The organism is Streptomyces sp. NBC_01116 (assembly GCF_041435495.1).
Taxonomy (GTDB): Bacteria; Actinomycetota; Actinomycetes; order Streptomycetales; family Streptomycetaceae; genus Streptomyces.
Genome location: NZ_CP108644.1, coordinates 4,611,994 through 4,636,543, shown reverse-complemented (window position 1 = coordinate 4,636,543; position 24,550 = coordinate 4,611,994). Strand labels below are relative to the sequence as shown.

General features: G+C 72.5%; 26 protein-coding genes. 18 read left to right on the top strand and 8 right to left on the bottom strand.

Annotation, left to right across the window (positions count from 1 at the left end):
- Positions 1–91: 91 nt before the first annotated feature.
- Positions 92–934, top strand: a complete 843-nt coding sequence (locus tag OG245_RS20275; RefSeq protein ID WP_371624908.1) for an NAD(P)H-binding protein — start codon at positions 92–94, stop codon at positions 932–934.
- A gap of 136 nt (positions 935–1,070) precedes the next feature.
- On the opposite strand, the gene OG245_RS20270 is transcribed toward OG245_RS20275, so the two are convergent.
- The 3 genes from OG245_RS20270 to OG245_RS20260 form a co-directional block, all read right to left on the bottom strand.
- Entirely contained in the window at positions 1,071–1,730 is a 660-nt protein-coding gene (locus OG245_RS20270; protein WP_018961761.1) for a DUF5063 domain-containing protein, read from the bottom strand.
- Positions 1,731–1,891: 161 nt separating this feature from the next.
- Positions 1,892–2,491, bottom strand: a complete 600-nt coding sequence (recR, locus tag OG245_RS20265) for a recombination mediator RecR (RefSeq protein ID WP_097868467.1) — start codon at positions 2,489–2,491, stop codon at positions 1,892–1,894.
- 145 nt (positions 2,492–2,636) lie between these two features.
- On the bottom strand, positions 2,637–2,981 hold the full coding sequence (locus OG245_RS20260; protein ID WP_003967515.1) for a YbaB/EbfC family nucleoid-associated protein: 345 nt from the start codon (positions 2,979–2,981) through the stop codon (positions 2,637–2,639).
- A 367-nt stretch (positions 2,982–3,348) separates the two neighbouring features.
- Here OG245_RS20260 and OG245_RS20255 point away from each other — a divergent pair, with 367 nt between their 5' ends.
- Complete coding sequence (locus OG245_RS20255; RefSeq protein ID WP_371624907.1) at positions 3,349–4,149, top strand: SLATT domain-containing protein; 801 nt, start codon at positions 3,349–3,351, stop codon at positions 4,147–4,149.
- A gap of 130 nt (positions 4,150–4,279) precedes the next feature.
- On the opposite strand, the gene OG245_RS20250 is transcribed toward OG245_RS20255, so the two are convergent.
- The 3 genes from OG245_RS20250 to OG245_RS20240 form a co-directional block, all read right to left on the bottom strand.
- Positions 4,280–4,930 carry a hypothetical protein gene (locus OG245_RS20250; RefSeq protein ID WP_371624906.1) on the bottom strand — a complete coding sequence of 217 codons (651 nt, stop codon included), beginning with the start codon at positions 4,928–4,930 and terminating at the stop codon, positions 4,280–4,282.
- A gap of 103 nt (positions 4,931–5,033) precedes the next feature.
- Positions 5,034–5,792: a GntR family transcriptional regulator gene (locus OG245_RS20245; RefSeq protein WP_371624905.1), complete on the bottom strand. Its 759-nt coding sequence runs from the start codon at positions 5,790–5,792 to the stop codon at positions 5,034–5,036.
- A 198-nt stretch (positions 5,793–5,990) separates the two neighbouring features.
- Positions 5,991–7,373 carry an aspartate aminotransferase family protein gene (locus OG245_RS20240; RefSeq protein WP_371624904.1) on the bottom strand — a complete coding sequence of 461 codons (1,383 nt, stop codon included), beginning with the start codon at positions 7,371–7,373 and terminating at the stop codon, positions 5,991–5,993.
- A gap of 179 nt (positions 7,374–7,552) precedes the next feature.
- Here OG245_RS20240 and OG245_RS20235 point away from each other — a divergent pair, with 179 nt between their 5' ends.
- The 3 genes from OG245_RS20235 to OG245_RS20225 all read left to right on the top strand — a co-directional run bounded on the left by OG245_RS20235 (position 7,553) and on the right by OG245_RS20225 (position 11,020).
- Positions 7,553–8,176: a DJ-1/PfpI family protein gene (locus OG245_RS20235; RefSeq protein WP_371624903.1), complete on the top strand. Its 624-nt coding sequence runs from the start codon at positions 7,553–7,555 to the stop codon at positions 8,174–8,176.
- Positions 8,169–8,678 (top strand): MarR family winged helix-turn-helix transcriptional regulator, encoded by a 510-nt coding sequence (locus OG245_RS20230; protein ID WP_371624902.1) that lies wholly within the window; start codon positions 8,169–8,171, stop codon positions 8,676–8,678. Before OG245_RS20235 ends, OG245_RS20230 begins: the two co-directional genes overlap by 8 nt.
- A gap of 578 nt (positions 8,679–9,256) precedes the next feature.
- A complete protein-coding gene (locus OG245_RS20225; protein WP_371624901.1) occupies positions 9,257–11,020 on the top strand; it encodes a serine/threonine-protein kinase in 1,764 nt (587 codons plus the stop codon).
- On the opposite strand, the gene OG245_RS20220 is transcribed toward OG245_RS20225, so the two are convergent.
- Positions 11,002–12,315, bottom strand: a complete 1,314-nt coding sequence (locus OG245_RS20220) for an MFS transporter (RefSeq protein WP_371624900.1) — start codon at positions 12,313–12,315, stop codon at positions 11,002–11,004. The genes OG245_RS20225 and OG245_RS20220 overlap by 19 nt on opposite strands.
- Before the next feature lie 250 nt (positions 12,316–12,565).
- Here OG245_RS20220 and OG245_RS20215 point away from each other — a divergent pair, with 250 nt between their 5' ends.
- From OG245_RS20215 to OG245_RS20205, 3 genes are all read left to right on the top strand, one after another.
- Positions 12,566–13,144: a TetR/AcrR family transcriptional regulator gene (locus OG245_RS20215; RefSeq protein ID WP_371624899.1), complete on the top strand. Its 579-nt coding sequence runs from the start codon at positions 12,566–12,568 to the stop codon at positions 13,142–13,144.
- 186 nt (positions 13,145–13,330) lie between these two features.
- Entirely contained in the window at positions 13,331–14,284 is a 954-nt protein-coding gene (locus tag OG245_RS20210; RefSeq protein WP_371624898.1) for an aldo/keto reductase, read from the top strand.
- A gap of 66 nt (positions 14,285–14,350) precedes the next feature.
- Positions 14,351–15,601, top strand: coding sequence for a serine hydrolase domain-containing protein (locus tag OG245_RS20205; RefSeq protein WP_371624897.1), 1,251 nt, complete (start codon positions 14,351–14,353; stop codon positions 15,599–15,601).
- A gap of 56 nt (positions 15,602–15,657) precedes the next feature.
- Here OG245_RS20205 and OG245_RS20200 read toward each other — a convergent pair whose 3' ends face one another.
- The gene (locus OG245_RS20200; RefSeq protein WP_371624896.1) at positions 15,658–16,320 is read right to left on the bottom strand and encodes a TetR family transcriptional regulator; all 663 of its coding nucleotides are present in this window, start codon (positions 16,318–16,320) and stop codon (positions 15,658–15,660) included.
- Between the two features lie 111 nt (positions 16,321–16,431).
- Here OG245_RS20200 and OG245_RS20195 point away from each other — a divergent pair, with 111 nt between their 5' ends.
- From OG245_RS20195 to OG245_RS20150, 10 genes are all read left to right on the top strand, one after another.
- On the top strand, positions 16,432–17,550 hold the full coding sequence (locus OG245_RS20195) for an IS701 family transposase (RefSeq protein ID WP_371624895.1): 1,119 nt from the start codon (positions 16,432–16,434) through the stop codon (positions 17,548–17,550).
- A 123-nt stretch (positions 17,551–17,673) separates the two neighbouring features.
- Entirely contained in the window at positions 17,674–18,117 is a 444-nt protein-coding gene (locus OG245_RS20190; RefSeq protein ID WP_371624894.1) for a MarR family winged helix-turn-helix transcriptional regulator, read from the top strand.
- A gap of 237 nt (positions 18,118–18,354) precedes the next feature.
- The gene (locus OG245_RS20185; RefSeq protein ID WP_371624893.1) at positions 18,355–19,800 is read left to right on the top strand and encodes an AMP-binding protein; all 1,446 of its coding nucleotides are present in this window, start codon (positions 18,355–18,357) and stop codon (positions 19,798–19,800) included.
- The gene (locus OG245_RS20180) at positions 19,800–20,060 is read left to right on the top strand and encodes a phosphopantetheine-binding protein (RefSeq protein WP_371624892.1); all 261 of its coding nucleotides are present in this window, start codon (positions 19,800–19,802) and stop codon (positions 20,058–20,060) included. Before OG245_RS20185 ends, OG245_RS20180 begins: the two co-directional genes overlap by 1 nt.
- A gap of 143 nt (positions 20,061–20,203) precedes the next feature.
- Complete coding sequence (locus OG245_RS20175) at positions 20,204–20,578, top strand: ectoine synthase (RefSeq protein WP_050362458.1); 375 nt, start codon at positions 20,204–20,206, stop codon at positions 20,576–20,578.
- 81 nt (positions 20,579–20,659) lie between these two features.
- Complete coding sequence (locus OG245_RS20170) at positions 20,660–21,790, top strand: acyl-CoA dehydrogenase family protein (protein ID WP_371624891.1); 1,131 nt, start codon at positions 20,660–20,662, stop codon at positions 21,788–21,790.
- A gap of 13 nt (positions 21,791–21,803) precedes the next feature.
- On the top strand, positions 21,804–22,535 hold the full coding sequence (locus tag OG245_RS20165) for a transglutaminase family protein (RefSeq protein WP_371624890.1): 732 nt from the start codon (positions 21,804–21,806) through the stop codon (positions 22,533–22,535).
- Between the two features lie 92 nt (positions 22,536–22,627).
- Positions 22,628–23,461: a maleate cis-trans isomerase gene (locus OG245_RS20160; RefSeq protein ID WP_371624889.1), complete on the top strand. Its 834-nt coding sequence runs from the start codon at positions 22,628–22,630 to the stop codon at positions 23,459–23,461.
- Positions 23,458–23,700: a DUF6253 family protein gene (locus OG245_RS20155; RefSeq protein WP_050362454.1), complete on the top strand. Its 243-nt coding sequence runs from the start codon at positions 23,458–23,460 to the stop codon at positions 23,698–23,700. Before OG245_RS20160 ends, OG245_RS20155 begins: the two co-directional genes overlap by 4 nt.
- A 55-nt stretch (positions 23,701–23,755) precedes the next feature.
- Positions 23,756–24,502, top strand: a complete 747-nt coding sequence (locus OG245_RS20150; RefSeq protein ID WP_371624888.1) for a 4'-phosphopantetheinyl transferase superfamily protein — start codon at positions 23,756–23,758, stop codon at positions 24,500–24,502.
- The last annotated feature ends 48 nt before the right edge of the window (positions 24,503–24,550 follow it).

Sequence of the window (24,550 nt, the reverse complement as noted above, 5' to 3'; positions counted from 1 at the left end):
TCCTGCGCAACCGGCTTGATATCAAGCTTGGTTGAGGTCCTAGCGTTCCCGGCGTCGAACGAACAGCGGCCGGACAGAGGAGCGCTCAGCGATGATTGTGGTGACCGGTGCGACCGGGAACATCGGCAGGGAGCTGCTGCGGCAGTTGTCCGTGGACGGGTACGGGACCGGCGTCCGGGCCCTGACCCGGGACGCGGCGCGGGCCGCGGCCGCGCTGCCCGACGGGGTCGAGGTGGCGGAGGGAGACCTGGGGCGGTCGGAGTCGCTGAAGTCCGCACTGCGTGGGGCGCGTTCACTCTTCCTGATCTCGGGCGTCGGCGACGACGCCCGAGTGCTCGACGCCGCCCGGGACGCGGGAGTCGAGCACGTGGTGCTGGTCTCCTCCATCACCGTCATGACCCATCCGCACCTCGGCCCGGCGCGGGCGAACCTCGCCGTCGAACGCCGGCTGCGGGAGAGCGGGATGGAGTGGACCGTCCTGCGGCCCACGCAGTTCGCTTCCAACACCCTCTGGTGGGCGCCGTCCGTGCGCGACGGATCCGTGGTGCGCGTGCCGTACGCGGACGTCGGTCTGCCGACCGTCCACCCCGCCGACATCGCCTCGGTGGCCCGTGCGGCGCTGACCGGGCCGGGCCACCGGGGGCGGATCTACCCGCTCACCGGGCCGAAGCGGATCAGCCCGCGGCAGCAGGCCGGCGAGCTGGGGCGGGCGCTGGGCCGGGAGGTGGCCTGCGTCGAGGTCACGCGGGAGGAGGCGTACCCGCCGATGGCCGCGATGATGGGGGCCGAGGTCGCGGACAGCGTCCTCGACCTGATGGGCGGGGACGTCAACGACGCGCTGCTGGCCGTGCACGACACCGTGGCCCGAGTCACCGGCTCGCCCGCCCGCCCCTACCGCCGCTGGGCCGAGGAGAACGCCGACGCGTTCAGGTGACCTCCGCGCGTGTTCCGGAGACCTCCGTTGCGTGGGCCGGTGACCTCCCGCATGGGCCGGTGACCTCCCGCATGGGCCGGTGACCTCCCGCATGGGCCGGTGGCCTCCGTGCGTTCAGGTGGCCCGCCGGATCCGGCTACTTCACCGGGCGCAGGCCCAGCGGCCCCGCGATCTCCTCCAGCATCACGCGGCCCGCCTCCTCGGCAAGGTCCTCCTCGCCCGGGTCCTGGTCGGTGTCCAGGCCGTCCAGCTCCTCCAGGGGCTGGCCGAGGCGGATGTGGGCGACCAGGGACTGGAGGGCGCGGAGGGTGGCGGAGGCGGTGGAACCCCAGTTGGAGAAGTACGAGAACTGCCACCACCACAGCGCCTCGGCGGTGCGCTCGGCGTCGTAGTGCGCGAGGCCGTGGCCGAGGTCGGTGACCAGGTCGGCCAGGTCGTCGGAGATCCGGTGCGGGACCGGGGCCTTGCGGGGCTCGTACGGGTCGAAGACCTCGGAGTAGACGTCGATCGGCTCCAGCAGCACGGCGAACCGCTCGCGCAGGCCGTCCGCGTCCGGCTCGGGGCCGAGGTCCGGTTCGTACCGCTCGTCGGGCAGGACGTCCTCGTACGCGCCGAGGCGACCGCCCGCGAGCAGGAGCTGCGAGACCTGGAGGAGCAGGACCGGGACGGCCTCTTCCGGCTCGTCGACCTTGGACACCTCCGTGACCGCGACGATGAACGTCTTGATCTGGTCCGCGATCTGGACGGCGAAGTCGCCCGGGTCCTGCGTGACGGAGTTCAGCGTGGCGTCAGACATCGAGGGGACCTCCCGTGGGCGCGGTCACAGACGGTGAAGCGGACGACAAAGGCGACGTCGAAGGGCACGTCGAGGGGCACGTCGAGAAGGACGACGAAAGGGACGACGCAGGGCGCGGCAGAGCGGAGTGCGGTACGGGACGGGGGCGTACGACGGTGGTGTCAGACATCCAGCAGCCGCCTCCCCTCGAAGGCGCGGCCCAGGGTGACCTCGTCGGCGTACTCCAGGTCACCGCCGACCGGCAGGCCGCTGGCCAGCCGGGTCACCCTGAGCCCCATCGGCTTGACCATCCGCGCCAGGTACGTCGCGGTGGCCTCGCCCTCCAGATTGGGGTCGGTCGCGAGGATCAGCTCCGTGATGGAGCCGTCCGCGAGCCGCGCCAGCAGCTCGCGGATGCGCAGGTCGTCCGGGCCGACGCCCTCGATGGGGCTGATCGCCCCGCCCAGCACGTGGTAGCGGCCACGGAACTCACGGGTCCGCTCGATCGCCACGACGTCCTTGGGCTCCTCGACCACACAGATGACGCTCCGGTCGCGGCGCGCGTCCCGGCAGATCCCGCACTGCTCCTGCTGCGCGACGTTGCCGCACACCTCGCAGAACCGGACCTTGTCCTTGACCTCCAGGAGCGCGTGCGCGAGCCGGCGTACGTCCGTGGGCTCGGCCTGCAGGATGTGGAAGGCGATCCGCTGCGCGCTCTTGGGACCGACGCCGGGCAGCCTGCCCAGTTCGTCGATGAGGTCCTGAACAACGCCTTCGTACAACGGAACGCCTCTCTTTGCTTCCTGCTCCGTACCGTAGTGGGTACGGGTCGGTACCAGTAGGCCCGCGGGCCCGCCGGTGGCCGGTCCGGTCCGGTCCGGTCGGAACGTCCGTCCCGGCCGGCCCGGTCGGTTCCGGTCGGTCCGGTCAGAACGGCAGGCCGGGGATGCCGCCCCCGCCGCCCAGGCCCTGCGCCAGCGGGCCGAGCTTCTCCTGCTGGAGCGCCTGCGCGTTCTCGTTGGCCGCCTGGACGGCCGCGACGACGAGGTCGGCGAGCGTCTCGGTGTCCTCCGGGTCCACGGCCTTCGGGTCGATCACCAGGGCGCGGAGCTCGCCGGAGCCGGTCACGGTGGCCTTCACGAGACCGCCGCCCGCCTGTCCGTCGACCTCGGTCCTGGCCAGTTCCTCCTGGGCCGCCGCGAGATCCTGCTGCATCTTCTGGGCCTGCTGGAGCAACTGCTGCATATTGGGCTGACCACCACCGGGAATCACGGTCACTCCTGGCATTTCGACGACAAATGTTTCGGTAAGCCGAGCCTACGTGCTCCCCGGTCACCGCGCTCCACCCGCCAGGGACCAACTCTTTCGGGTGAGATTCAGGAACCGGCGTGAGTGCTCCTATACCTGACCAGCGGCCGTGCGCAGGCGGGAATCCCGCGATTTCGACCCCGGGGCCCACCATTCGGCGGTAGGAAGGGCATGCGCATCGGCACACGAGCGTGCATGTGTGGTGACGCAGAGTTACTCCGCGGGGGTAGTCGGTCGTGCGGGCCGCCCCGCCCGCTCCGGGCCGGTCGAATCCGGTTCCGGGAAGCCCTACGCGTCCGTCCCGTCCGTCAGAGTGCAGAGGAGTGCCCCGGTGAGTCAGCCGGAGATGCAGCCCGAGGGGCCGCCCCGCAAGGAGTCCGATGCGGGATCCGGTGAGAACGGAGCTGAGCATTCCGCTTCTGGTCCGAGCAGGGGACGCCCCGCCGGGCGTGATCTGACCGGACGCCCGTTCCCCCTCGGCGACTGGGGCGAGCCCGCCGAGCGGCTCGACGAGCTCTACCGCTGGGTCGAGACCGGCGCGCTGGACACCGCCGACTGGTATCTCAACGACCGCGTCCGGAAGCGCCGGGCCGCCAGGGCGCTGCGGATGGGCACCGCCGCCGGGGTGGTCGCCGGGGCCGCCCTGCCGCTCCTCGACCTGACCGGCACGCTGAGCGGCTCGGCGGGCTGGGGCTATCTGTGCCTGTTGCTGGGGGCCGCCTGCATGGGCTGCGACCGGTACTTCGGTCTCACCTCCGGCTGGATAAGGAACCTCGCCACGGCCCAGGCGGTGCAGCGACGGCTCCAGGTGCTCCAGTTCGACTGGGCCTCGGAGTGCGTACGGGAGATGCTCGGGCCGACCGAGGGCACGGCCAGCGAGGCGGCCGAGCGGTGCCTGGGGGTGCTGCGGAGGTTCTCCGAGGACGTCACCGAGCTGGTGCGGTCGGAGACGGCGGACTGGATGGTGGAGTTCCGGGCGGGGCCCGCGCCGATGGGCATGCAGGCCCTGGCGACGGGGAGTGCCGGGGGGCGCGGGGAGTCGGGGGCGGCGCCGGGGCGGTTCTCGATGCCGTCCGTGGCGGCGCGGCCGAACATGCCGCGGCAGCGGCCGCCGGAGTCGCCGCCGCGGTGAGGAGTCCGGGGGCGGAGTGCGGGGTGCGGGCTTCGGAGGGCTGCCCCCGGACCCCCGGTTCTCCATCGCCGGACGGGCTTGCACGCGGCACCCCGGCCCGCGACGGGACGCGGAGAAGCCGGGTGTCGTCCTAGCTGAAGATGATCATTGAGCCCTGGGCCAGGCTGCGCGTCGCCGCCGCGTGGAGGCCGAGCCAGACGTGGCGTTCCCGGGCGAACGGGCTGTCGTCGTAGGGGATCGGTTCCGCGGGTTCCTCCAGGGCCGTGGGGCCGGAGGGCGGCCGCGGGGCGGCCGGCGGGTTGGCCGGGTCGATGCCGATGGACGGGGCGACGAACTCCAGCTCGCGGAGCAGCCCGTGCGCGGAGCCCAGCGGTCCGCCGCCCGCCAGGAGCGCGTCGTCGGAGAGCGGGGCCGGGAAGTCCACCGGGACGTACGCCCCGGCGTGGTCGAAGTGCCAGACCAGGTGCGACTGCTGGGCGCTCTGTTCGAACATCTCCAGGAGCTGTTCGTAGTCGCCGTCGAGGCCCGCGACGGGGGTGACGGCGAGGCCGCTCAGCTGGAGGAGGTAGGCGCGGCGCAGGAAGTGCAGGGCGTCGTAGTCGAAGCCGGCCACGGGAGCGACTTCCCCGTTGAGGCCCGGCATGTAGGCGTAGACGGGAACGGGCGGCAGCCCGGCGGCGTTCAGCGCCTTGTCGTAGACGGCGATCTCTTCGGCGAACGGATTGTCGGCGCTGTGGCACAGCACGTCGACGAGGGGGACCAGCCACAGGTCACAGGCCACGAAGTCTCGCTCTCGGAAGGGTTCGGGCGATCGTCGGGACAGCGTAATGCGGGGCGAACCTCACGCACAGTGCCCCGGAGACTTCCGGTGCCTCCCCGGATTCCTAGGTATCCGGGGAATCCAGGGGACGCGGGGAATCCAGAGGGTGCGGGGAGTCCGTGGGATCCGAGGGGCCGGGGCCGCCGCCCTCGGGCGCCCGCGCCTCCAGACGGTCCGCCCAGGCGAGCGCGTGCGCGTAGTAGGAGTGCATGGCGGCGCGGACCTGCTCGTGGTCGCTCCGGGAGAGGGCGTCGACCAGCTCCTCATGGCCGAACCACAGCACACCCTCGTCCATGCCGTCGCGGCGCAGCCGGTGGACGGCGAACACCCAGGCCTGGACGCGGAGCCGGGCGAGGAAATCGGCGATGTACGGGTTGCGGACGAACTGCCCCAGCTCCCGCCAGAACCGCAGGTCGTACCCGATCAGCACGTCGAGGTCGCCGCCCTTCGCCGCGCGGACCGCCTCCGCGGCCCGGCGGCGGATCGGGGCGAGCCCCTCGGGCCGGACGTCGACCCCCTCGGCGTAGTTGCGGAAGAGGCCCTCGACGACGAGGGCGCGGGCCTCGGCCATCGCGCGGTAGTCGGCGACGGTGAACTCGCGCACCTGGAAGCCGCGGTGCTGGTCGGAGGCGAGGAGCCCCTGTGCGGAGAGGTCGAAGAGCGCCTCGCGGACGGGCGTCGCGGAGACCCCGTACTGCTCGGCGATCTGCTTGACGGTGAACTCCCGGCCCGGCGGAAGACGCCCTGCCAGCACCTCGTCACGCAGCGCGTCGGCGATCTGCTGGCGCAGGGTGTTGCGCGTCACACCTCCGCTCGGACTCATACCGGCCCCCATCCGTCCGTCTGTCCCTGTCCGTCCCCGTTCGCCGACGTTTTTCGGCGGGGGGCCATTTCTGGCTCGGGTCACCTTAAGCCAGGGCCACCGCCGTGCCCGATTCCGGGCACGGCGGGGATGCGCACAGGGCCGATCGCGTACGGAACAAGGTCGTCCGGCTACTCGGCGTACGGGGAGGGCGTGCCGTTACGCGCCCTGCACCGTGTACGTGTCGGCGACGGAGAGGGCCACGTCCAGGGCCGCGAGCCCTTCCTCGGCCTCGGCCTCGGAGACGTTGCAGGCCGGGACGGCGTGGGTCCGGTTCATGTTGATGAACGGCCACAGCCCCTGCTTCTTCGCCGCCGCGCCGAAGGCCGCCATCGGGGCGTTGGCCTCGCCCGAGGCGTTGTACGGGACGAGCGGCTCACGGGTCTCCCGGTCGCGGACCAGGTCCAGCGCCCAGAACGCTCCGAGGCCGCGCACCTCGCCCACCGAGGGGTGGCGTTCGGCGAGTTCGCGCAGACCGGGACCGAGAACGGTCTCGCCGATCCGGGCCGCGTGCTCGACGACCTTCTCGTCCTCCATCACGCCGATGGTGGCGACGGCGGCGGCGCAGGCCAGCGGGTGTCCGGAGTAGGTGAGGCCGCCGGGGTAGGGGCGGGTCTCGAAGGTCGCGGCGATCTCCGCGTTGATGGCGACGCCGCCCAGCGGTACGTAACCGGAGTTGACGCCCTTGGCGAAGGTCAGCAGGTCCGGCACGACGTCGAAGTGGTCGGCGGCGAACCAGGCGCCGGTGCGGCCGAATCCGGCCATCACCTCGTCGAGCACGAAGACGATCCCGTACCGGTCGCAGATCTCACGGACGCCCGCCAGATAGCCCGGCGGCGGGGTCATGATGCCCGCCGTGCCCGGGATGGTCTCCAGGATGACCGCCGCGACGGTGGCCGGGCCCTCGAAGGCGAGGGTGTCCTCCAGGTGCTGGAGGGCGCGGGCGCACTCCTCGGCCTCGTTCGCCGCGTGGAACGGGGAGCGGTAGAGGAACGGGGCCCAGAAGCGGACGACCCCCGCCGAGCCGTTGTCGGAGGGCCAGCGGCGCGGGTCCCCGGTGAGGTTGATCGCCGTGGAGGTGGCCCCGTGGTACGAGCGGTAGGCGGAGAGCACCTTCGTACGGCCGGTGTGCAGCCGGGCCATGCGGATGGCGTTCTCGACGGCCTCGGCCCCGCCGTTGGTGAAGAAGATCTTGTCCAGGTCGCCCGGGGTGCGCTCGGCGATGAGGCGTGCGGCCTCGGAGCGCGCCTCGATCGCGAACGCGGGCGCGAAGGTGGCGAGCTTGCCCGCCTGCTCCTGGATCGCGGCGATCACGGTGGGGTGCTGGTAGCCGATGTTGGTGTAGACGAGCCCGCTGGTGAAGTCCAGGTAACGGTTGCCGTCGTAGTCCCAGAAGTAGGACCCCTCGGCGCCGGCGACGGCGAGCGGGTCGATGAGGCCCTGGGCGGACCAGGAGTGGAACACGTGCGCGCGGTCCGCGGCCTTCACGGCCGCACCGGCCTCGGGGTCGGCGGACGGGACATGAGGGGCATGAGGGGTCATGCGGCGAGCGTAGGCGCTGGTGGAGGCCGCCTCCATGGCCACCTTGTACGGCCTGGGGCGGATGGGTCGGCAGGGTGTCGGGTCCGGGGGCGACGGCGGACCCTTTCCTCCAGCACCTCAGCGATTGACAGCATGCTGTCGTGATGACAGTCTTCTGTCATCGAGCCGAGGAGGCCATCATGACCAGCAGCAGCGGCAGAACCGCACATCTCGCCGTCTACGACACCTTCGCCGACTGGGAGACCGGGCACACCACGGCCCATCTCACGCAGAACGGCTACACCGTGCGGACCGTGGGGCTGACCCGGGAGCCGGTGACGACCATGGGCGGCCTGCGAATCCAGCCCGACCTGGCGTTGGACGAACTGCGCCCGCAGGACAGCGCGTTGTTGATCCTGACCGGTGCGTCCGAGTGGGACGAGGGGGACGGTCTCGCCCCGTTCGCGCGGACGGCCCGGGCCTTCCTGGACGCGGGGGTCCCGGTCGCGGCGATCTGCGGGGCGACGGCCGGGCTGGCCCGCGAGGGGCTGCTGGACGACCGGGGGCACACGAGCGCGGTCTCCTTCTACCTCGCGGCGACGGGGTACGCGGGCGGCGCGCGGTACGTGGACGCCGACGCGGTCACGGACGCCGGGGCGGCCGGGGGCGGCGGGCTGATCACGGCCGGGCCGACGGAGCCGGTGGCGTTCGCGCGGGAGGTGTTCGGCCTGCTCGGGGTGTACGACGCGAAGAAGCTGGACGCGTGGTACCGGCTGTTCCACGACTCGGACGCGAGCGCGTACGAGGTGTTGCAGGGTGAGTGAGGGTGCGGGGCGCGTCTCGTCCGAGCAGGAGTTGCTGAGCCGGGCCGCGGTGACGGTGTTCCGGCTGAACGGGCAGTTCCTGTCGGTGGCCGACGAGTTGGCGCGGCCGGGCGGTCTCACGGCGGCCTGGTGGCAGGTGCTGGGGGCGGTGACGCGGGAGTCGTTGCCGGTGGCGGGGATCGCCCGGGCGATGGGGATCACCCGGCAGAGTGTGCAGCGGATCGCGGACCTGCTGGTCGGGCGGGGGCTCGCGGAGTACGCGGAGAACCCGGCCCACCGCCGCGCGAAGCTGTTGCGGGCGACGGAGGCGGGGCGGGAGGCGGTCTCCCGGATCGGCCCGCCGCACGCGGAGTTCGCCGCGCGGCTGGCGGGGGAGCTGGGGGTGGAGGGGCTGGCGGAGACGGTGCGGGTGCTTGAGCGGTTGTCGGGGGCGTTGGAGAACCTGACCGCTGCGGGGTCGCCCGCTTCCGGTCCGGGGCGCTCCGGTCCGTCCGGCGCCTGAGGGCGTCATCGGTGCGAGGCCGGCCACCCCGAGCCCGTCCGGCGCTTGAGGACGGAACCGGGACGGTGGCGGGTCCCTGCCTGACCGTGTCGGCTCCTCCGGGGCACCGGCGTCGTTGCGTGCGTCGCCCTCGTCCGATCAAGGGTTCCGTCCTCAAACGCCGGACGGGCTGGAGGGTGCGGAGGGTGCGGGGTCGCCCCGTCCCGGTCGACGGGTCCGTCCTCAAACGCCGGACGGGCTGGAGAGGGCGAGGGTGCGGGGCCGACCCGGCCCGGGTTGGAGGGGCATCCGTGGGGGTGGTGGAACCGGGCGGCCGGGGTGTCGTGTCCTAGGTCCTGTCGTCGAACTGCCGTCGTCGCCCGAAAGGGCGGCCCTGCGGGGTCAGGTGCGTGCTCCCGGTGTGCCGGGTGCGGGTCCTCGTACGGGACGTACTCGGGCCTGTGCCCGGTGCGGCGGGAGCGCGTGCATGGCGCCGCGGGGCAGGCGGCAGTTCGACGACAGGGCCTGGACCGGGAGCCGGGGCCCGCGCCGGATGGCGGCGCTATCCTCGTGCGGGCCGCACGGGGAGGAAGCGCACCATGGACAAGCTCGGGTCCCACGACCCGCACCGCATCGGTGCGTACCGTCTCCTCGGCCGCCTCGGCGAGGGCGGCATGGGCCAGGTCTTCCTCGCCCGCTCCGACCGCGGCCGCACCGTCGCCCTCAAGCTCGTCCGCCACGAGCTGGCCGAGCGGCCCGAGTTCCGGGCCCGCTTCCGCCAGGAGGTCCGTGCCGCGCACCGGGTCGGCGGCGCGTGGACCGCACCGGTGCTGGACTCCGACACCGAGGCACCCGTCCCCTGGGTCGCCACCGGCTACGTCGCCGGACCCTCCCTCCAGCGCGTCGTCTCGGGCCGCCCCGGCGCCCCGGTCACGGACTCGGGGGCGTACGGGCCGCTGCCCCCGCGTTCCGTTCGGTTCCTCGGCTCCGGGCTCGCCCACGCGCTCCAGCACATCCACGGGGCCGGGCTCATCCACCGGGACCTGAAGCCCTCCAACGTCCTGATGACCATCGACGGCCCCCGGGTCATCGACTTCGGCATCGCGCGCGCCCTGGAATCCGTGCCCGACGGCGATCTGACCCGCACCGGGGCCCTGGTCGGCTCGCCCGGGTTCATGGCACCGGAGCAGGTACGCGGCGAGCGCGTGACCACCGCGTGCGACGTGTTCTGCCTCGGGTCCGTCCTCGCGTACGCCGCGTCGGGCCGGCTGCCCTTCGGTACGACGGAGAGCGGCGGGGTCCATGCCCTGATGTTCCGGATAGCCCAGGAGGACCCGGACCTGACCGGGGTTCCGGACGACCTGGCCGACGTCGTCCGGGACTGTCTGGCGAAGGACCCGGCGGCCCGCCCCGGCACCGGCGAGATCCTGGCCCGCCTCGGCGAGGCGGAGGCGGACGAGCCCTGGCTTCCCGCCACCCTCATCGCCCAACTCGGCCGCCATGCCGTGGGGCTCCTCGACGCGGAGGACCCGGAGGACCCCGAGGACCCGGAAGTCCCGAAGGCCCCGGAGGGCCCGCGTGCCCCACAGGCCCTGCACGCCCCACAGCAGCCGCAGGCGGCCCGGACGAGCCCGGGGCCGCCGGGGGTACCCGCGCCCCCGCCCGCCGCCCCGGTACCGCCTGGCCCCCACCCGTACGCGCGGCACCACGCGCCGTACGGCGGCCCCGCCGCCCCGCAGCATTCCGCCCCGCACCCGGCGCCCGGCCCTACCGCCCAACAGTCCTTCCCTCCGGCCTACTTCGCGCCCACCCCTCCCCCGCCGGCCCGGGAGCGCCGCTCCCCCTGGGCCACCGTCGCGCTCATCGCCGTCGCCGTGGCCGTGGCGATAGGGGCGGGCGGATCGGTGTACGCGTATCTGAAGGGCGGCGCCCCGGGCACCACCGCCTCCCCCGGGCCATCGGGCTCCGGCGGGTCCGGCGGCGGGCAGCAGGGCGGCGGGGGAGGTGCCGTGCCGAAGGAGTTCCTGGGCACCTGGACCGGCTCCATACCCGGCGAACAGGGCTCGGCCTCACAGACGTTGACCATCCGGCAGGGGAAGGTGGGCGACCAGGTCCTCACGCTCACCGCCGAGGGGCCCCTCGCCTCCGGAGCCACGTACCACTGCGAGTTCACCGCTTCCCTCGCCGACCGGCCCGCCGGGGACGGCCCGGTCCGTATCGGCCCCTCCACGGTGTCCTCCGGTCAGCCGGCCTCCTCCTGCACGCCCGGGAAGCCCACCGAACTGACCCTGCTCCCGGACGGGGACCTGCGCCGGTCCACCGCCGGGACGGGCGAGAGCCTGACCTACACCAAGTCGGACTGAGCGGCTCCGGCAGCCCGCGCACCGGACGGCTCCCCGCCCGCCCCGGGGGCCGGCGTCCGCAGCGCCCGGGTGATCAGCGCCGCGCCGCCCAGCAGCACGAGCACCACCACCATCGCGTTGCGCAGCCCCACCTGGTCGGCCAGGAAGCCCAGCGAGGGCGGGCCGACCAGGAACGCCGCGTAGCCCGCCGTCGAGACCGCCGCGACGCGGGCCGAAGCATTCCGCACGCCCTCGCCCGCCGCCGAGATCGTGACCGGGAAACCGAGCGAGGCGCCGAGGCCCCACAGCACCACCGCCGCCCCGGCGAGCAGCGCGTTGTCGGAGAAGATCACCAGGGCCACGCCGACCGCCGCCACCAGGGCGCTGGCCCGGACCACGGCCGCCGGGCCGTAGCGCACGAGCAGCGGCCCGCCGGTGAACCGGCCCGTCGTCATCGCGACCGCGAACAGCATGAACGTCAGCGAACCGGCCGTCGCACTCGTCCCGTGGCCGTCCACCATCAGCAGCGGCAGCCAGTCGTTGGCGGAGCCCTCCGCGAAGGCCATGGCCAGCACGACCAGGCCGATCAGCACCAGCCGACGGTCCCGCCAGACCGCCAACTGCCCGCGCATGCCGCCCGGATGCCTCCCGCCGCCGGCCTCGGAGGAGCCCGCAGCGCCGTCCGGGCCGCCGGAGCGGCCGGCGCCCTCGGGGGCCGCCTCCTCCTTCCCCGTACCCGCGGGCACCGCCCGTACGGTCCACACCCCGGCCGCCGCGACGGCGACGGCGATCGCCGCCAGGTGCCAGCCGACCGGGAAGCGGGCAGCCGTCAGCGCCATCCCGAGCAGCGCGCCGACCACGGTCCCCAGGCTGAAGCAGCCGTGCAGGACCGGCAGCACCGGCCGGCCCAGGGTCCGTTCGACGGCCGCGCCCTCGATGTTGAACGCCACCTCCGCCAGGCCCATCCCGGCGCCGAACAGCGCGAGGCCGCAGAAGACCCCGGCCGACACCTCCAGCGCCGCACCCCCGGCGATCACCAGCAGCCCGGCGACGAGCAGCCCCGCCCCGACGGCGATCACCTGCCGCCCGCCGCGCCTGCGCACCAGCCCGCCGGAGGCCAGCACTCCGGCCATCGACCCGATGGAGAGCCCGAACAGCACGAGGCCCATCGATCCGGTCGTCACGTCCAGCGCGTCCCGCACGGCCGGGGTGCGGGCGACCCAGGACGCCATGCTCACCCCGGTGGCGAGCATGAAGAGGAAGAGCGCCGCGCGCCAGCGGCGGGTGGTGGCGTCCATGACCGGCGGGTTCTTCATAGGAGTCGAGCCTCGGGAGGTGGGGTGGGCACGGGAGGAGGGCGCGAGCTTCGGACGCACGGCGGCACCCGTGCGCGCGCGTACGCGTACTCGTAACCGCGCGTACTCGTGCTCGCGCGCACAGACGTACGAGCGTACGCCTGAAGCGTACGTCCGTACACTCTCGCTTCCGCTTCCGCCCCCGCCACCCCTGACGCCCCCTCCCCGCCCTCTATGCTGCGCGGAGGACCGAGCCCACCGAGGAGGCCGCGTGGCGACAGGGCGCACCGACCCCGAACGGCGGGACCGCATCATCGACGCCGCGCTGGACCTCATCGTCGACGAGGGCGTCGCGGGCGTCTCGCACCGTAAGGTCGCCGCCCGCGCGGGCGTGCCGCTCGGCTCGATGACGTACCACTTCTCCGGCATGGACGAGCTGCTGCACGAGGCGTTCACGCGCTTCTCCGGCACGATCGTCGCCGTCTTCGAGGAACGCCTCGGCGCGGCGAGCACCCCCGACGAGGCGCGTGAGGCCGTCGCCGACCTCGTCCACCACCTCTCCGGCGGCAACCAGCGCGAGCTGATCCTCACCCACGAGCTCTACACGCTCGCCGCCCGCCGGCCCGCCTACCGCGAGCTGACCCGCACCTGGATGGGCCGCAGCCGCCGCGCCCTGGAATGGCACTTCGACCCGGCCACCGCCCGCCAGCTCGACGCGCTCATCGAGGGCCTGTCGATCCACCGCGCCCTGGAGACCGAGCCCCACGAGCGCGCCCTGACGGTCGAGGCGATCGCACGGATCACGGCGCCGGCCCCCGCCGGGGACGAGGGGCCCGGACAGCGCGACTGAGCACCGTACGTGGCGCGTGCGGCCTGCGTGCGGCGCCCGGCTCCCGAACGGGTCGGTAACGGGTCAGCGGGAACATGCCGAAGTCGTCCGAGGTCGGCAAGTAGTAACGGGCTGCTGGGCTCAGACCTCCCGATCTGTTGCCATGAAGGGGTCGCTTTCCTCTGTGGAGAAGGGAGTTCTCGCAGGATGCGAACCACAACACTGGGCAGGGACGGGCCGGTCGTCGGACGGCTGGGACTGGGCGCGATGGGGCTCTCGTACCGCTACGCCCCGGCCCTCAGGGACAGAAGCAAGGCCGTATCGCTGGTCCAGGAGGCACTGGATCTCGGGGTCAACCTCGTCGAGACGGCCGCCGCCTACGCGGCCGGGGACAACGAGCGGCTGATCGGTGAAGCCATTCGCGGGCGCCGGGACGAGGTGGTGCTGTGCACCGGCGGCGGCCTGCTCGGCGACGCCGACGGTGTGCTGCGGCCCGCAGGCGGTCCGCAGGCGCTGCGGGCCGCGGTCGACGAGAGCCTGCGCCGACTGCACGTCGACCACATCGACCTCTATCTGCTGCGCCGCGTCGACCCGGGCGTGCCGCTGGAGGAGAGCTGGGGTGCGCTGGCCGAGCAGGTCTGGGCGGGAAAGATCCGCATGCTGGGGCTGCCCGTCGTCACCGTCCAGGAGGCCCGCGCCGCCGAGGCCGTGCACGAGGCGGCGGCGATGGCCGCCGAGGTGTCGCTCTTCACCCGCTGCGGTCTCGACGACGTCGTGCCGTACGCGGTGGAGCGCCGGATCGCGCTGCTGGCCGGCGCCCCGCTCGGCCGCGGTCTGCTGACCGGCGCGCTGTCACGCTCCGACGACCTGACCCCGGACGACTGGCGGCGCACCCAGCCCCGCTTCGCCCCGCGCGCCATCCGCCACAACTACGCCCTCACGCAGGCAGTCGCCCAGGTGGCCGCCCGGCATGAGGCAACCTCCGCGCAGGTCGCCCTGGCGTGGCTGCTCCGGCTCGGCGAGCACGTGGTGGCGCTGCCCGGCACCACGGTGCCGTACCACCTCGCGGAGAACCTCGGCGGCGACCGGATTCGCCTGACCGAACAGGACCTGACCGACCTGGAGTTCCTTCCCTACCCGGCGGGCGCTCCCGAGGTGTGAGCCGAGCCCGGCCCGCGCACCGCCCGCCCCCGTCCCTGACTCCCCACCACTTCTGGAGTTCTTGACATGACGACCTCTCTGGTACGGCAGGTCCTCCCGCGGCCCAGACCCCGTCCGACGACGGCCGGCGTCCACGGAACCACGGCGCCCGGGTTCGGCTCCGTGCGCCATGCCTTCGAACGGGCGTGCCGGGACGCGGGTCCGGCCGGTTCCCAGGGGGCCGCGCTGGCGGTCGTGCGGGACGGTGAAACGATCGTCGACCTGTGGCACGGCACCGCCGACCCGGTCACTGGGACCCCGTGGGCCGGCGACACCCTCGTACCCGTGCTGACGGGCTCCCACGGGATTCTGGCCACGGCGGTCCTGCTGCTCGCCGACATGGGCGCGCTCGCGCTGGACCGGCCCGTCGCCGACTACTGGCCGGAGTTCGCGGTGCGCGGCAAGGGCACGGTGACGCTGCGGGACGTGCTGACGTTCACCGCCCGCCTCCCGGGCATGGCGGCGGATCTCGACCAGCGCGATGTCGAGAACCCTCAGATGATGGCCGCGCTGCTCGAACTGCACAGCCCCGAGGAGGATCCGCGGGCGGGCGGCGTGCTGTACGGGCCCTGGACCGCCGGGTGGATCGCCGCCGAGGTGATCCACCGGGTCGACGGCCGGGATCTCGACCTGTTCTTCCTGGAGGAGATCGCGGGCCCGCTCGGTCTCGATATCCATTTCGGGCTCGTGCCCGACCAACTGCCGTACGCGGCACGGATCTCGTACGATGCCGGCTTCCGCGCCCGCTTCCCGTCGTCGGGACGCAGCGGGGCGGGCGGCAGCGGGGCCGACCTCGCCGGCCGGGTATGGAACAACCCGTCCCCGTTCCCCGCGGACCCCGGGGTGTGGAGCGAGAGCCGACGGCGGTACGCGGTCATCCCCTCGCTGGGGGCGTACGCGTCGGCCCGCGGTCTCGCCCGGCTCCAGGGCGTCCTGGCGGCGGACGCCGTACGGGCACCGGGCGAGGAGCCGCTGTTGTTGTCGCGCCGCACACTGGACCAGGCGCGGAACTTCTGGGCCGAGGGCCTTGATCCGCTGCTCGGCGGGGTCAGCGCGTACGGCGAGGGCGGCCTCCAACTCCTCGACGAGGGCCTTCACCCGGACGTCCGCTCCGGCGCCTTCGGCCACCAGGGCCCCGGCGGAATCGCCTGCCAGACCTGGCCGAAGGCCGGAGTGGGCGCAGCGCTGGTCCGCAGCCGGCTGACGGCGGGTCCCGGCGCGCAGGTCCTGGACGAGGTGGCGGACGCGGTGGCCGGATCACCGCGGACGGCCTCCTGAGATCGGCCGGAACGGGGCCGGAGCCGGCCTTCGGGCGGGTTCCGCCCCGCGCTCGGTCAAGTCGGCCGCGTCGGGCAGGTCTGCGGCGTCGGACACAACCGCGAGGTCGGCACGTCCGTCGTGGCCGCCCGGCCCGTCTGCCCCGCCCTCCCCGCCTGACCGGCCCGGTCCGCGGCGAGGCCGTGCAGGACGACGTTCCAGACCGAGTCCCAGGCCGAGTCCCGGGTCGCGCCGTGTGCGGCCATCGCGCCCTCCGCGAGATGCGCCAGCAGGGCCACCGCGTCCTCCGGAGACACTCCGGGGCGCAGCCGTCGCGCGTCGTGGGCCCGGTCGAGCAGGTCGCGGAGCACGGGGAGCCAGACCTCGGTCAACGGCGGTACGCCCTCGGGTTGGTCTGCCTCCAGGCGGCGCGCGGCGCGCGCAAAGGGGTCCTCGTGCGCCAGCCGGGCCAACGCACCGATGAGAGTCCGCAGTTCGCGTAAGGGGTCGTGGGCGGCCGCAAGGTCCTCCAGACAGCGCTCGAAGCGGGCGCGCCCCGCCGTGTGCACCTCCTCGGCCAGGGTGGTCTTGTTCCCGAAGTGAAAGGTCACAGCACCGACCGAGGTCTCGGCCCGCCAGCCCATCCGCTGGAGGGAGGCGCCCTCGTAGCCGCGCTCGGCGAACTCGTCGGCGGCCGCTTCCAACACGGCCTGGCGCGTCCTGGCCGCCCGTTCCTGCATGCGCGTTCTCCTTGGACCTCGGCAAGTAGTCGTGCCCTCTGAAAGAAATATAACGAACATTCTCTATGTTTGTTAGTCTGCTCAGCGACGCTCACCTGGGAGGGACCTGCAGTGACGACGACGCACGAGACGCCCGACATGGCGATCGGCCGACCGCCGGGCGATCTGTCCCGGCTCCTGTTCGGCCACCTACACCGCTCCGACCAGCAGCGTTGGGGGAATGTGTACCTCCAGGGACTACTGCGGACGACCGGAAAGAAGACCGTGCGCCGGATGGCGGCCGTCGTGACCGGATCGGAGGCGGCGTCCAGCTCGCTGCACCAGTTCGTCAACGCCAGCCCGTGGGCCTGGGCCCCGGCGCGCGGCGAGCTGGCCCGCTGGGCCGCCGGGTCGCTGCCGGTGCGGGCCTGGACGCTGGCGCCGGCGGTGCTGCCCAAGCGCGGCAACTGCTCGGCCGGGGTGCACCAGCGCTTCCTGCCGGAGTCCGGACGCACCGTCAACTGCCAGCTCGGACTCGGCCTGTTCCTGGACGCCGGGCGGACGCACGTCCCCGTCGACTGGCGGCTCTTCCTGCCTCCCCGGTTCACTCGGGACGAGGCCGTGCGCGACCGGGCGAAGATCCCCGCGACGACGCGGGCCCAGCCGCTGTGGGACCACGCCCTGCGCCTGGTCCAGGAGATGACGTCCCGGTCGCAGGGACGGACGGCGCCGGTGGTGGCCGACCTGACGGCCCTGTGCGACGTCGCACCCCTGGCGCAGCGGTTACAGGGCTCCGAGCACGCCTTCCTCCTCGCCATCCCGGGCCAGACCACCCTCGCCGGGCCCGAACTGCCCCCCGCGGAGCGGGAGTCGGCTCGGGGGATGCTGTTACGCCGGGGCGTACGGCACCCGGCAGGGGCGGGCCGGCAGATCATCTCGCACGACACACCGGTACACGGACTGCGCCCGGACGGCGAGCGCAGCCGCGGTGCGGGCCGGCTGATGGCCGAGTGGGACGCGGGCAGCGGGCGCCCGGGCCGCATCTGGCTGACGAACATCATCGACCGCCATCCGGTCGAACTGATGGAGCTGGCCCGCTCGCCCCGGGGGGCACGGGCCTCGATCGACCGCATGGGCGAGGACTTCGGACTCCTCGACTTCGAGGGCCGCTCGTACCCCGGCTGGCACCGGCACATGACGCTCGTCTCGGCCGCTTACGCGTGCAGCACCCTGGAGGGCATGAACAACTGACCCTTTACTTGCCCCTGCAACTATAAATGAGCCAGAGCCCCTTTCGCGAGCACCAGCACTCCCCAGATGATTGCATGGGCATGTATCTTGTTGTTCATCGCAGTCGAGAAGGGGAGCCGTTCCATGACGATCCACAAGCAGCCGCGCGCCGCCTCCGATCAGACCATGTGGGAGGCCGTCCTCGGCCTGCACGCCTTCGTGGAACGTCAGCTCGCACACACCCTGCAGCGCCGCTACGGCGTCGGCCTCTCCGAGTACCGCGCCCTGGAGGCCCTCACCCAGGCCGAGAACGGCGAATGCCGCATGCAGGAGCTCGCGGACCGCGTCGGCCTGGGCCAGAGCTCCGTGACCCGCCTGGTGGGACGGCTGGACAGCGCCGGCTACGCCTACAAGGACAACTGCGCCGACGACAAGCGCGGCGTCTTCGCCGTCATCACCGACGAGGGCCGCAAGCACTACCAGGACGCCCGCTCCACGTACGCCGACGTCCTCAGCTCGGCCCTCAACACGGCGAGCGCCGACGACCAGCTCGCCCGCGCGGTGCAGGCGCTGCGCAGCGCCGCCTGACCAGACCACGACAGACGGCGGGAGGCGTCCGGGCGACCGGGCCTCCCGCCGTTTTTGCATGCTCGGGGTTCTTCTCCACGAGCTGAGGCCCCTGTGACCTGGATCACTCGATCCATCAATTTACTTGCTTGACCATGCAAGTAGAACCCCGTAGGTTCTCTCTCGTAGCCAGACTGCCCATCCATCTAGGGGGGACCGTTGCCTTCGCCTCGCCTGTTGCAGGCATTCGACAGACACGTGCAGGAAAGGCCCGACAGCACCGCGCTCGTCTCCGCCGGCCGGCGGGTCACCTACGCGGAGCTCGACCGGCTGACCCACCTCGCCGCCACGGACCTCGACGGCGTCGGCCGCGGATCCGTACGCGCCCTGTGCGTTCCGGCCCACAAGTCGCCGGAGACCGTCGCACTGCTGCTGGCAGCCTGGAGCCGGGGGATCAACACCCTGGTCCCGTCGCCCGCCCTGGGCGCCGCCGCCCTGTCCACGCTCATCGCCCAGGCCCACGGCCCGCTGTCGGCCACCGCGGTTCCCGGCGGCGGTGCGACCCTGTCGCGGGAGGAGGCCGACCCCACGCTGTCGGACGGCTTCAGCGCCCCCGACCCCGGGGAGTCGCTGCTGACCCTCACCACCTCCGGCTCCACCGGCGTGCCCAAGCTCGTCCCGGTCCGCACCGAGGCCTTCGACCGCTTCGGAGACTGGGCCACGGAGAGGTTCGGGATCGACGGCACCACCAGCTCGCTGAGCTTCTCGCCGCTCAACTTCGACCTGGCCCTGCTCGACGTCTGGACCGTGCTGGAGGCCGGCGGCACCGTCGTCCTGGCCGACCCCGGAGCCAGCGGTGACGCCGGCTATCTGCGCGAACTCACCCAGCTCAACGAGGTGACCCTGGTCCAGGGGGTTCCGCTGCTGCACCGGCTCCTGGCCGCGGACGACGCCCGCTATCCGACGGTGCGCACGGTCGTGTTCACCGGGGAGGCCGTCTCCGAGCAGGAGCTGCGGGACACGTTCGCCGCCTGCCCGGCCGCCCGCTTCCACAACGTCTTCGGCTGCACGGAGACCAACGACAGCTTCATCCAGGACATCGATCCGGCCGCGTACGTGCACCCGTTGCCCATCGGCGCACCGATCGAAGGCACGGACGCCGTGCTGCTGATCGAAGGGCCCGAAGGCACCGAGGTCCTGCGCGGACCCGGCACCGGCGAACTGCTGGTGCACACTCCCTTCCAGACCTGCGGATACCTGGAACAGGCCCGCAACGCCCACGCGTTCATGCCCGATCCGCGCGGCGGCGGCGCCATGTTCTACCGCACCGGCGACCTCGTCCACCGCGACGCCGACGGCCGCTACTTCCTCCAGGGGCGCACCGACTTCCAGGTCAAGGTGCGCGGCGTGCGCACCAACACGCTGGAGGTCGAGACCGTCCTCGGAGCGCATCCGGACGTCGTCGAGGCCTGTGTCGTCGCCCTGCCCTGCCCCGAGGCCGGCAACCGGCTGCACGCCGAAGTGGTGCGCCGGGACGGCACCTCCCTCAGCTCACTGGGACTGCGGGCGTACGCGGCGAAGCACCTGCCGCGGCACGCCGTGCCCAGCTCGGTGGGGCTCGCCTGCACCCCACTGCCGAAGACCGCGACCGGCAAGCCGGACCGCAACTCGATCAAGAAGACCCGACTGAACGGAGACGTTTGATGAGCACCGTCACCAACGACCCGATCCGCGCCTACATCGTCAGCGAGTTCCTGGCCGGCGAGGACGCCGAGGACCTGACCGACGACTTCGACCTCATCGAGAGCACCGTCGTGAACAGCCTCGGCCTGGTCCGCCTCATCTCCTGGATATCCGAGACCTACGGCATTCCCGTCGACGACATCCCGCTGGAGCCGGCCGCCTACCGCACGCTCGCGGACATCCGCGGCTTCGTCGGCCGGGCCGCTCCGGCCGGGGTCTGACAAGCCTTCCCCTCAGCACGCAAGCCCCACACCCCACAGCCCCACACACCCCACAGCACCACAGGTCCCCCCTGGCACTGAGCCCCCCACACGCATCGCAGCAGCACGCACGTCCAGAAAACAACGATGACAGGAGTACTTCCATGATCGTCCGTTCTCTCTCCGACGTCCCCGCGATCGAGTGGGGCAGCGGCACCAGCCACCGCCTGCTCACCGAGGCCGACGGAATGGGCTTCACCGTCTGCGAAACGCTGGTCCGCCAGGGCACGTCGAGCGCGCTGCAGTACCTCGGCCACCTGGAGGCCTGCTACTGCATAGGCGGCTCGGGCGAGGTCGTCACCGTGGACGGCGCACACCACAAGATCACGACCGGGACCATCTACGCCCTGGACAAGAACGACGCCCACCACCTGATCGCCTCCGACGACGAGGACCTCCTCCTCGTCTCCGTCTTCAGCCCGGCGCTGCGTGGCGACGAGAAGCACTCGCTCTCCGAGGACGGCTTCTCCCGCTACTGATCCGCACAGCCGGGGGCGGGGCCGCGACGGCGCGGCCCGCCCCCGGCCCCCGCGCCCAGCGAAAGGCAAGGCGAGACACCCATGGCAGCAGAGAAGGCCCCGGACACGTACGGCATCACAGCGCCCTACGCCGACGAGCTGAACGACGACATCACGCACTGGGACCGGGTCGGCGAGTTCCCGCACGACAAGTGGAAGCCGCTGCAACGGTCCGGACTGTTCACCCTCCCCTTCGCCCCGGAGTACGGCGGCGCCGGCCGGACCCTCACCGAGACCATGGCGGCGCTGGAGGGTCTCGGCCACACCAGCCGGGACGCCGGCCTGAACTTCTCGGCGTCCACGCAGATCGTCAGCGTCGGCATCCCGCTCCAGGCGTTCGGCTCCGAGGACCTGCGCGGGCGGTACCTGCCGCAGGTCACCTCCGGCGAGGCCATCACCGCGCACGCGATCACCGAGCCGAGCCACGGCTCGGACGTGATGAACATCCGGACCACCGCCGTCCGCGAAGGCGACGAGTACGTCCTCAACGGCGGCAAGATGTTCATCACCAACGCCCCCGTCGCCGGCCTCTTCCTGCTCTACGTCCGCACCGGCAAGCCGGGCGCCTTCGGGCTGAGCACCTTCCTCGCCGAGCGCGACACCCCGGGCCTCACCGTCGGCGAGCCGCTGGAGACGATGGGTCTGCGCACCTCCCCGATCAGCGAGGTCACGCTGGAGGACGTACGGCTGCCCGTCGGCAACCGGCTGGGCAGCGAGGGCGCCGGCTTCCTGATCATGGACTACGTGATGAAGCGGGAGGTCCTCTTCTCCTTCGCCGTGAACCTCGGCGAGATGGCCCACCGGCTGAAGCGGGTGGTCGAACACGCGACCACCCGGCAGCAGTTCGGCAGCGCCATCGGCAAGAACCAGGCGGTCGCCCACAAGATCGCCGACATGAGGATCGCCGTGGAGACGGCCCGCAAGTGGCTGTACGACACGGGCCTCAAGGTCGAGCAGGGCAAGGACGCCTCGCTGGACGTGGCCGCCACCAAGATCGTGGTCAGCGAGGCCAACCAGCTCACCGCCCGGCACGCCATCCAGATATTCGGCGCCCGCGGCTATCTGACCGGCACGGGCATCGAGCGCGAGCTGCGCAACGCCACCGCCGGCTCCATCTACTCCGGCACCAACGAGATCCAGCGCAACTGCATCGCCGCCCTGATGGGCCTGTGACGAGAGGCATCCCATGACCGACACCCTGGCACCCACCCCGGCCCCCGCCCTGTCCGAGCAGCCGGCCGCCGACGACCTCGCCCGCCTCACGGCGGCCACCGACTTCCTCGACTACGAGCACCCGGAAGTCAAGGCCTTCGTCGACAAGGCCCTGGACGGGATCGACCGCGAGACCGCCACCCAGGTCGACCTCGCCGTCGCCCTCTACTACGCGGTGCGCGACGGCATCCACTACGAGGTCTACGGCGCCGACCTGTCGCCCGAGGGCCTCCGGGCGTCCAGCCTCATCGCCGGCGGCAAGGGCTTCTGCCTGCACAAGTCCGTCCTCTACGCCGCCTGCTGCCGCGCCGTCGGCATCCCCGCCCGGCTGCACTACAGCGACGTCCGCAACCACCTCGCCTCCGACCGGCTGCGCTCCTACATCGGCGGCGACGTCTTCTTCCACGGCCTGGCCACCGTGTACCTCGAAGGCCGCTGGCTCCAGGTCACCCCGGTCTTCAACAAGCTCCTGTGCCGGCTCTACGGCATGACCCCTCTGGAGTTCGACGGCCGCTCCGACAGCCTCTACCACCCGTTCGACGCGCAGGGGCGGCAGAGCATGGAGTTCCTCACCGACCACGGCGACTTCGACGACGTCCCGTACGCGTTCGTGATGGCCACGATGCGCCGCAAGCACCCGAAGTTCCTGGACGAGGACGGCACCGGCACCGTCAGCGGCGGCTCGCTCGCCGACGAAGCGGCCTGATCCGCGCCCGTATCCGTAACGCCGCGGCAGACAGCGGACACACAGCACACAGCAGGCACAGCAGAAGAACGGCAGAAGAGGAGAAGCACCCCATGACGCAGTTCCAGGCGCGCGAGGACGGCTGGGGCGCGGTCGCCCGCGTCGGCGTCGTCGTTCCGCACGCGGACGTCGGGCCCGAGTCCGAGCTCCAGGCGATGGCGCCGAGCGACGTCTTCATCCACGGTTCACGCGTCCACTTCGGGGCGATGCGCCCCGGTGGGGAGATGGACCCGAAGATCCCGCACGACCCGGTACGCGCCTTCATCGACCCGCCCTTCATCGACGACGCCGTCGAGCTGCTCGCCGCCTCCCCGCTGGACTCCATCGCCCTGGGGTTCACCAGCTCCGCCTACGTCCTGGGCGCCGACGGCGAGCAGAAGCTGTTCGAGCGCCTCTCGGAGCGGACCCGCGGCATCCCGCTCACCGGCACGACGCACGCGGCCGCGGCCGGCTTCCACGCCTTGGGCGCGGAGCGGATCGCCCTGGTCAACCCGCCGTGGTTCGACGACGAGTTGTCGGCGCTGGGCGCCTCCTACTTCGGCGAGCGCGGCTTCGACGTGGTGCACCACGCTCCCTGCGGCCTGCCCAGCAACCAGAAGCTGATCACGCCGGAGGCGCTGGTGAAGTGGATCGAGACGGCCGTCGCCCCGCAGCAGCCGCAGGCGGTGCTGGTCGCCGGCAACGGCATCCGCGCCGTGGGCACCATCGCGGGTCTGGAGGAGCGGCTCGGGTTTCCCGTGCTCACCGCGAACCAGGTGCTGTTCTGGCACGCGCTGCACGCCGCGGGCGGGAGCGAGGCGGCCGCGCGGATCACCGATTACGGAGCGCTGTTCGGCGTCCGCCCCGAAGGCGCGGCCAGACGCGTCGCCGTGGGGGCGGCCCGATGAGCCTGCTGCCCGCGTACGGCTACCAAGCCGCCGTGCAGGAGACCTGCGACACGCCGGAGTACCACCTCCCGCTCGTGTGCTGGCACGACGACGGGACGGGTGTGCGCGGCATGGTGCTGTACCGCGGAGCGCTCCGCCCGGCGGAGCAGGTGCCGGGGTTCCGGCGCTATCTCGCCTCCGAGGACCTGGAGCAGTACGCCACGACCGGCCCGTGGCCGCTGCTCGCAGCAACCGCCTGATCCGACCCGTGGCGGGGGCCGGCCGGGTCCCCGCCGCATCAGGAGCCGTATCGACATGACACACGACCTCAAGTGGTCCGACGCGCCTCCGGGGGAAGTCCTCGATCCGGTCGGCATCTGGATCGTCCGGGCCCCGGCCGGGCAGCTCCTCACGCCCGGTGAGGCCCCGCCCGACTGGCTGGACGAGAAGGAACGGAACCGGCTGGCCTCGATACCGCAGCAGGCGGGCCGGGACACCTACGCCTTCGCCCACTGGGCGTTGCGGAGCGTTCTCGGGACCTCGCTCGGCTGCTCCCCCAGCAGCGTCGGCTTCGTGCGGCAGCCGTGTCCCGGCTGCGGCGGGGCGCACGGAAGACCGGCCATCCGCGATCCGGGCCCGGACGGCGAAGCGCCGGAGTTCTCGATGTCGCACAGCGGGGACCACGTCGCCATCGCGGTCGCCGAGGCCACCATCGGCATCGACATCGAGTCCTGGCCGACCCCGGAATCCGTCGCCGGGTATCTGCCGTTCCTCCATCCGAAGGAACAGCAGTGGCTGGGCGGCCGTCCGGAGGACGAACTCGTCCGGGACTTCGCCCGCCTGTGGACCCGTAAGGAGGCCATGGCCAAGGCGACGGGACAGGGCATGGCCGCCGTCATGAACCGGCTGGACCTCACCGGCCAGCCGCTCGGTTGGCGGGTGCGGCAGCTGCTCGCACCTCCCGGGTACGAGGCCAGCTTCGCGGTCCCGGCCTCGGTGCACGTCACGGTCACGATGCACGAGGAGCTTCCGGAGCCGATGCCGGAGCCGGTGCGGGCCTGACGCCCGTCGGCGGGCGGCCGTTATCCCCACGGAGGGGTACCGGCCGCC

Excerpts from the sequence above, each read along its gene's own strand:
- OG245_RS20275 (WP_371624908.1), top strand. The coding sequence starts at position 92 with ATGATTGTGGTGACCGGTGCGACCGGGAACATCGGCAGGGAGCTGCTG.
- OG245_RS20270 (WP_018961761.1), bottom strand. The coding sequence starts at position 1,730 with ATGTCTGACGCCACGCTGAACTCCGTCACGCAGGACCCGGGCGACTTC.
- OG245_RS20245 (WP_371624905.1), bottom strand. The coding sequence starts at position 5,792 with ATGAGTCCGAGCGGAGGTGTGACGCGCAACACCCTGCGCCAGCAGATC.
- OG245_RS20240 (WP_371624904.1), bottom strand. The coding sequence starts at position 7,373 with ATGACCCCTCATGCCCCTCATGTCCCGTCCGCCGACCCCGAGGCCGGT.
- OG245_RS20235 (WP_371624903.1), top strand. The coding sequence starts at position 7,553 with ATGACCAGCAGCAGCGGCAGAACCGCACATCTCGCCGTCTACGACACC.
- OG245_RS20225 (WP_371624901.1), top strand. The coding sequence starts at position 9,257 with ATGGACAAGCTCGGGTCCCACGACCCGCACCGCATCGGTGCGTACCGT.
- OG245_RS20220 (WP_371624900.1), bottom strand. The coding sequence starts at position 12,315 with ATGAAGAACCCGCCGGTCATGGACGCCACCACCCGCCGCTGGCGCGCG.
- OG245_RS20210 (WP_371624898.1), top strand. The coding sequence starts at position 13,331 with ATGCGAACCACAACACTGGGCAGGGACGGGCCGGTCGTCGGACGGCTG.
- OG245_RS20205 (WP_371624897.1), top strand. The coding sequence starts at position 14,351 with ATGACGACCTCTCTGGTACGGCAGGTCCTCCCGCGGCCCAGACCCCGT.
- OG245_RS20200 (WP_371624896.1), bottom strand. The coding sequence starts at position 16,320 with ATGCAGGAACGGGCGGCCAGGACGCGCCAGGCCGTGTTGGAAGCGGCC.
- OG245_RS20190 (WP_371624894.1), top strand. The coding sequence starts at position 17,674 with ATGACGATCCACAAGCAGCCGCGCGCCGCCTCCGATCAGACCATGTGG.
- OG245_RS20180 (WP_371624892.1), top strand. The coding sequence starts at position 19,800 with ATGAGCACCGTCACCAACGACCCGATCCGCGCCTACATCGTCAGCGAG.
- OG245_RS20175 (WP_050362458.1), top strand. The coding sequence starts at position 20,204 with ATGATCGTCCGTTCTCTCTCCGACGTCCCCGCGATCGAGTGGGGCAGC.
- OG245_RS20170 (WP_371624891.1), top strand. The coding sequence starts at position 20,660 with ATGGCAGCAGAGAAGGCCCCGGACACGTACGGCATCACAGCGCCCTAC.
- OG245_RS20165 (WP_371624890.1), top strand. The coding sequence starts at position 21,804 with ATGACCGACACCCTGGCACCCACCCCGGCCCCCGCCCTGTCCGAGCAG.
- OG245_RS20160 (WP_371624889.1), top strand. The coding sequence starts at position 22,628 with ATGACGCAGTTCCAGGCGCGCGAGGACGGCTGGGGCGCGGTCGCCCGC.
- OG245_RS20155 (WP_050362454.1), top strand. The coding sequence starts at position 23,458 with ATGAGCCTGCTGCCCGCGTACGGCTACCAAGCCGCCGTGCAGGAGACC.
- OG245_RS20150 (WP_371624888.1), top strand. The coding sequence starts at position 23,756 with ATGACACACGACCTCAAGTGGTCCGACGCGCCTCCGGGGGAAGTCCTC.